Source organism: Arsenophonus endosymbiont of Bemisia tabaci Q2 (genome assembly GCF_902713415.1).
In the GTDB taxonomy this organism is placed as follows: Bacteria; Pseudomonadota; Gammaproteobacteria; order Enterobacterales; family Enterobacteriaceae; genus Arsenophonus.
This window is the reverse complement of record NZ_CACTIE010000126.1, coordinates 1-6,367: the sequence shown is the minus strand read 5'-3', so window position 1 is coordinate 6,367 and position 6,367 is coordinate 1. Positions and strand designations below refer to the sequence as shown.

At 34.8% G+C, this 6,367-nt stretch carries 4 protein-coding genes and 3 pseudogenes; 1 reads left to right on the top strand and 6 read right to left on the bottom strand.

All coding sequences use genetic code 11. From position 1 onward, the window contains the following. Positions 1-151 precede the first annotated feature (151 nt). From ARSQ2_RS14830 to ARSQ2_RS07215, 5 genes and pseudogenes are all read right to left on the bottom strand, one after another. Positions 152-1,754 (bottom strand): annotated as a pseudogene (locus ARSQ2_RS14830) (ATPase RavA domain-containing protein). A 122-nt stretch (positions 1,755-1,876) separates the two neighbouring features. Beyond that, positions 1,877-2,408, bottom strand: a pseudogene (locus tag ARSQ2_RS12845) (MFS transporter); the annotation flags it as partial. 135 nt (positions 2,409-2,543) lie between these two features. Further along, positions 2,544-2,732, bottom strand: a complete 189-nt coding sequence (locus ARSQ2_RS07225; RefSeq protein WP_181994877.1) for a transposase — start codon at positions 2,730-2,732, stop codon at positions 2,544-2,546. Further along, positions 2,723-3,241, bottom strand: coding sequence for an IS630 transposase-related protein (locus ARSQ2_RS11965; RefSeq protein ID WP_202880397.1), 519 nt, complete (start codon positions 3,239-3,241; stop codon positions 2,723-2,725). The genes ARSQ2_RS07225 and ARSQ2_RS11965 overlap by 10 nt, the downstream gene beginning before the upstream one ends. A gap of 35 nt (positions 3,242-3,276) precedes the next feature. After that, positions 3,277-3,822: pseudogene (locus ARSQ2_RS07215) on the bottom strand (phosphoribosylformylglycinamidine synthase); the annotation flags it as partial. A gap of 266 nt (positions 3,823-4,088) precedes the next feature. Here ARSQ2_RS07215 and mltF point away from each other — a divergent pair. Beyond that, positions 4,089-5,540, top strand: coding sequence for a membrane-bound lytic murein transglycosylase MltF (gene mltF, locus ARSQ2_RS07210; protein WP_181994875.1), 1,452 nt, complete (start codon positions 4,089-4,091; stop codon positions 5,538-5,540). Positions 5,541-5,621: 81 nt separating this feature from the next. On the opposite strand, the gene tadA is transcribed toward mltF, so the two are convergent. Next, a complete protein-coding gene (gene tadA / locus ARSQ2_RS07205) occupies positions 5,622-6,113 on the bottom strand; it encodes a tRNA adenosine(34) deaminase TadA (RefSeq protein WP_255487647.1) in 492 nt (163 codons plus the stop codon). Positions 6,114-6,367 lie beyond the last annotated feature (254 nt).

Below are 6,367 nucleotides of genomic sequence, written 5' to 3'. Positions count from 1 at the left end.
TCTTTCAATTTGTGATATAAATTTTTCCATGCGAAAAGATCTCTTAATAATATCTTTTTAAGATTAGGGTACTTCTCAAAAAATGACTAATTGAGGTTTGGCCAGTAATGGAGAGTAACATATCAATCGTTGTGAGATTCAACATAGATTATTACCTCATCATCTGCGTTCTTAATTGAGCTAATTTATTTGTTAGAGTTAAAAAAATTTGTTCAATAGTTGCTAGGAAATGATTTTTAATAAAAAAACAAGGTTGGTGATGACTAAATAAAGATTTTTGCTATTGAATTAAATGATTAAGTTGTTCGAGCTTTTCCAGCCATTTATTATCTAATTTATTTTGATCTGTTTTTTCGTATAAATAAAGTGTTGATGGTTTTCTACTTGCATCCAGCACTTGTAATTGATTTTTGCTATTATAGCTGGGCGACTTTAAAATGATTACAAGTAATTACTCTATATCAGTAAATTTATATTGAATAAAAACATATATTTTGTAATTAAAATTAAGACGCTTAGCTATAATTTTTGCTGAAATTAATTGAGTATAACCAATACCATCAAGTTGAGCAGAAATTTTTCCTTCATTTAAGGTATGGTTGATTGAACTCTTATCTATGGTAACAGAATTAACTTTTATATTATGTAAAATAAGAGGCGTATGTAAAAATAATGTTATATTTTTTTCGCTAATTTGCTTGGATACAGAATAATTTAGAATGCGATTGAATAAACGGTTTTCTTTTTTTAATTTAAAAACGGTTTTATTCTTATTAATTTGAGTTGATTGCTGCCATTCATTATGAAGATCATCAATTTTTTTATTGATCATTTGTTGTTACAAACCTTCTTCTATTAATAATGTAGTAATTAATTGTGGTAATAGTTGTAGCGATTGCACATCATGCCAAAGGCAATCTTTAAAGAAAATAATATCTAAAGGTGATATTGCATCACTCCCATTAAAAAAGCACTAGCTTGGAATAAGTGGATAGCTTTTTTCCATCGACGATCAGAAATATAAAGTGATGTAACTAAATTATCAATTTGCTGCCGTAATTGATAAATTATCTCAAAGCAATTATCTGGTAGTTTTATTTCACAAATTTTTACTTGCCACTCTTCATATTCTTCATTACTTATTTGAAGTCGATTGGGAAGAATATTTTCACTTTCTTACTTTTTACTATTTAATAAAGCTCTAAAATTCTGTTTCTTCTGCACCTTATTTAAATTTAACCATAAACGAATAAGAATATGATTGTCTAATGTTTCAAGACTACTATCTGATTCTGGTAGTTCGTTAGAGGCAATGACAAGTAAGCTCATAGGAATATTTTCTTCGTGAAAGGCATTTCTAAATTTTTTTCGTTAATTGCCGTTAACAAAGTATTTAATATAGCAGCGCCAGCTTTCCAGATTTCGTCAAGGAAGATAATTTCGGCATCAGGTAAATAGCCTGTCGTTAAACACTGATAGCGTCCTTCTTCTTTTAATGCTTGAATGGAAAGTGGTCCGAAAATTTCTTCTGGTGTTGAAAAACGAGTCATTAAGGTATTCAAAAGAGTGAACCGTTTTAAAAGCTTGTTTTATTCGCCTGGCTATCATGCTTTTAGCAATACCGGGTGGACCTAGTAGAAAAACACTTTCTTATAATAATGCTGCTAATAAAAAAGGCGAATAGTATGCTGCCGCTCGTACAGGGCAGTTTCTAGATAGTTGCTCAATTGAGCTATTTGTTCATCCAATTGCACATACTCTTCTCCTGTATAAAAAAGAATTATTGCAAATTAATTTATTGAATTTTAGTAAATTCAACAAAAAAAATAAATTATATTTATTTTAGGTTTATCCTATTTAGATGAAATTTTTACTGTTAGGGATCTTTTTTATTAATTAAATTTTGTCCATCTTCTTTTTGCAAAAGAAGGAAAATAAGTGAAGATGACAGAGTAATTATACCTATAGTAATATAATTTATAATGGAAATTATCAATATGATCACAATAAGGTAGCGATTCATAAAAGCGTAAAATTGCAGCGCTACTCGCAATTCCAAAACTGATAGCAAGTTGTTGGGTTACAGCTAACATACTATTACCAGAAATTGCATTGTTTTCTGTCAAATCCGCTAGAGTAAGTGTATTCATAGCGATGAATTGGGTCGACATTGCCGCTCCCAGTAAAAATAAAGGAATTATCAAAATATAAATTGGCATATTAGGTGATTGCAATGAAAATTAAGTAATAATTAAGCCAATAATAAATGTTATGGTAAAAAGTGTTTTTTTATAGCCATATTGAGTTAATATTTTTGTCACAACAGATTTTGCCGATATTGAGCTTATCGCCATTGGCGCCATCATTAAACCAGCTGTAACCGCTGGGTGTCCAAATCCTATAGCTAAGCGACTTAATTTTGATTACACCATATTGAATGCGAACAAAATATCTGTGTCGCATCCGAGCGCTCTTTTTTTGCATTTAGCTTATGCCTATTTATGTTCAATTAGATTAAGATCTGGCGAATAGGTAGGCAAATATTACATCATATGCCCCGCATCGATAATGACTTGTTGAATACTCTGTTTCTTGTGAAAAGTTGCATTATCCATTATGATTACACTGTTTTTAGGAAGTACTGGGATAAGGATTTGGGTGACCCATGCATAGAAAAAATCGCTGTTAATATTGATATCAAATAATCCGATAGCAAATAGCGTTATGCCCAATAAAGCGCCGATAACATTTGTTCTTCCTTTAGCTCCTCAGTTCTTGAGACCAACACACCGTTGACCTTTCGGGGAATAGCCGTGAGTCCGCGGGGTATCGTGTGAAAAACCACTTTCATTAATAAAAACAATATGCTTGCCTTCTTTTTCATACTGTTTTTTTGTTGAAACGTTTTTCGAGTGTTTTCGTCGGCTTTCGGATGACGTAGAGTTTTTTTATAGGTCAATCCCATTTTTTTAAGAGCTTGCCAAATAGCCTTCTGACAAACGCCAAAACGCTCTGCACGCTCTTTTTGGTAAGCATCTGGATATTGTTCAACATCTTTTATCAACTCGGATTTATCGATTTTTCGCTGACGAGTAGTCGATGCTTTTGGCTCTATTTGATTAATCCAACGCGATACAGATGCAGAGCCAATCCGAAATTGCTTCGTTGTTTCTTGGATACTTAACCCTTCTTCTTCCATCGTAAATATCACTTTACGTCTAAAATCAATTGAATAGCTCATATAAATAATGTCATCAAAATTAAGTCGCTTAGCTATAACGCTAACCCTAATTCAATATTTGCCAATTCAAGTGCATGACGACCGTTTTTTAATATTTCTATCCTCACCATCGGTGCCGGCTTATGGTGCATAAAGAGTGATTCTGCTTGCTTGAAAGAAGTCCAAACAATTTCAACCATCCGATCATGCAAAATGACAGATAAATCATCCAATTTTGATATATCCAATGGCGAGGAATAAATAATATAATAAGCAATTCCACGCTCAAGCCGGATAACCTGCTGTAATCCACAGTTATGAGCAATATCCGTTGCCTTTGACGACCAAGGTGAAATAGTGCCTGGTCGAGGAGTAACCAAGAGTAACTGGCCAGCAGGCTGTTGCTCAGTTAATGAAGGGCCATAATGAAGCAATTGACTTAGTTTTTGTCGATCATCCTGATTTAATGGCGCACCAAGTTCAGCAAAGTGTACATATTCAGCATAAATGTCAGTAACCGGTAGTTGCTGCTGCTGGCATAGGGAAAGAAGCTTAGTAATGCGAAATGTCGATAAAGCGGGTGAGCCACGCAGAATTTCCATAGTAATAGATTCTCTTAACTTATAAAACTGGCCTAAAGGATATCTATCAGGAAAACTGGAAGGCTATTATAAATCATCATGAACCAATACAAAACCGTTTGCGTGCACATTTATCACGCACCCGCAAATATTAAAGATATCTAAAATAGATTAAATTAAGTTGCAAATTCTACTTTTGTTAAGCAGAATGTTGGGCTCTTAAAAAATTGGCCATAATTTGGTCATTTTAATTAAGAAAATATGTTTAACTAACGAGATATAACCATTTGATTAATATCAGAATTAATTATCTTTTTATCGTTATTGTCTCTATAATTTCTATTAGTGTCATTACACTTAATATTGAGTGGCCCAACCAGCAGCAAGACCAGGTGAAGAGAATTATTTCTCGCGGTGAATTACGTGTAAGTACCATTAATTCACCCCTTATGTCCTTTAACGATAAGCAAGAAGTAAGCGGATTTGATTACGAACTGACTAAACGCTTTGCCGATTACCTTGGCATAAATATACGTATCAATGTACGTTCAAATATCAATCAACTTTTTAATGACCTTGAAAACGGTAACAGTGACTTTATTACTGCAGGACTTCTTTATAATGAGAAGCGCCTCGATAAAGCACAGCCTGGCCCTGCCTACTATACCGTTTCCCAGCAGCTAATTTATCGCAAAGGGGTAACTCGTCCACGCTCTTTGAACGATGTAAAAGGAAAGTTTGTCGTTTCCACTGATTCAGTAAACGCTAATACGCTGCAACAGTTGAAGCAAAAATATCCAAATCTACAATGGGAAGAAACCAGTCATTATCATGCGACTGAGTTATTGCAACTGCTAGCTGAAGGGAAAATTGATTATGCCTTAGAAAATTCTATTGTCGTCGCTATGCAGCAACCTATTCATCCAAACATTGCTGTCGCTTTTAATGTTAGCGACGATCATAGCCTTAATTGGTATATGAAACGCTCAAAAGATAATAGTCTAAATGCAGCAATGTTAGACTTCTTGAATAAAAGTAATGAAGAAGAACTTGTAACACGTTTAGATGAAAAATATTTTGGCCATGTTGCTACTTTTGACTATTTTGATACGCTTTCTTTTATTACTGCAATTAATAAAACTTTGCCAACCTATAAGCATCTATTTAAAAAATATGCAAAAGATATAGATTGGCGTCTACTAGCAGCAATTTCCTGGCAGGAATCACACTGGGATCCACTAGCCAAATCACCCACTGGTGTTCGTGGTTTAATGATGCTAACAGTACCTACTGCACAAACTATAGGTGTGTCAGATAGACTGGATCCAGAGGAAAGTATTAAAGGTGGCGCCGCTTACTTGCAATATCTGATTTCGCGCTTACCAGCTACTATTGCGCCTGATGATCGTATTTGGTTTGCCTTATCGGCCTATAATATGGGGTTGGGACATATGCTTGATGCCAGGAAACTGACACGCATACAAGGCGGAGATCCAAACAGTTGGTTAGATGTGAAAGCCAGACTGCCGCTACTTAGCAAGAAAAAATATTTTCCTAAATTAACCTACGGTTATGCACGTGGCTATGAAGCCTATCGCTATGTGGAAAATATCCGCTGTTATTACCAAAGTTTGGTTGGTTACCTACAGAATAACGAAATAAATCAAAATATGCAGCTCGCTGGCAGGGATCCGCTATTATTCTCTAGAACCAGCAGCAAAGAAAAAAGTAGTGACTAATTTAGCTAATCATTACAAACAGTATTAGCTTCTATTTCTGCCTAAGCCGCCTTACTAAGCGACTTAGACAGATTTAATTTATCAGCGCTGTCCTTTCCTGTCCAATTTTTTTTCTGCTCGCCGTTGTTGAAAAAAACCACTTAACATCGTCGAACATTCATCGGCCAAAACCCCTCCCAATACCAGAATACGATGATTCATATCCGGATGATTAAAAACATCAATAATTGAACCAGCAGCACCAGTTTTTTGATCAGAGGCGCCATATACCAAACGACCGATGCGCGCATGGATCATACCTCCGGCACACATAATACAAGGCTCGAGTGTCACATAAAGCGTCGTATTGAGTAAGCGATGATTTTGTAAAGATTGACCCGCTGCCCGCAAAGCTAAAATTTCCGCATGAGCAGATGGATCATGAGACAAAATAGGATGATTCCAACCTTCTGCAATCAATTCATCTTCATGTACTAATACCGCGCCAACAGGAATTTCACCTTTTTCTTGAGCATTTTTGGCTAGTAAAATAGCTTTTCGCATCCAATAAACATATTTTTGGGCTTGATCCACGAATAAAAACCTCAAATATTAATTTAAATCGCAAAAATAGTTATAATATAAATCAAGTTATGTTATGATTTAATCACTCTTTAATACTAATTATAGCTAAGCGACTTAATTTTGATTACACCATATTGAGTGCGAACAAAATATCTGTGTCGCATCCAAGCGCTTTTTTTTACATTTAGCTTGTGCCCATTTATGTTCAATTGGATTAAGATCTGGCTAATAGTTAGGCAAAGATTCCAGCATATGCCCCGCAT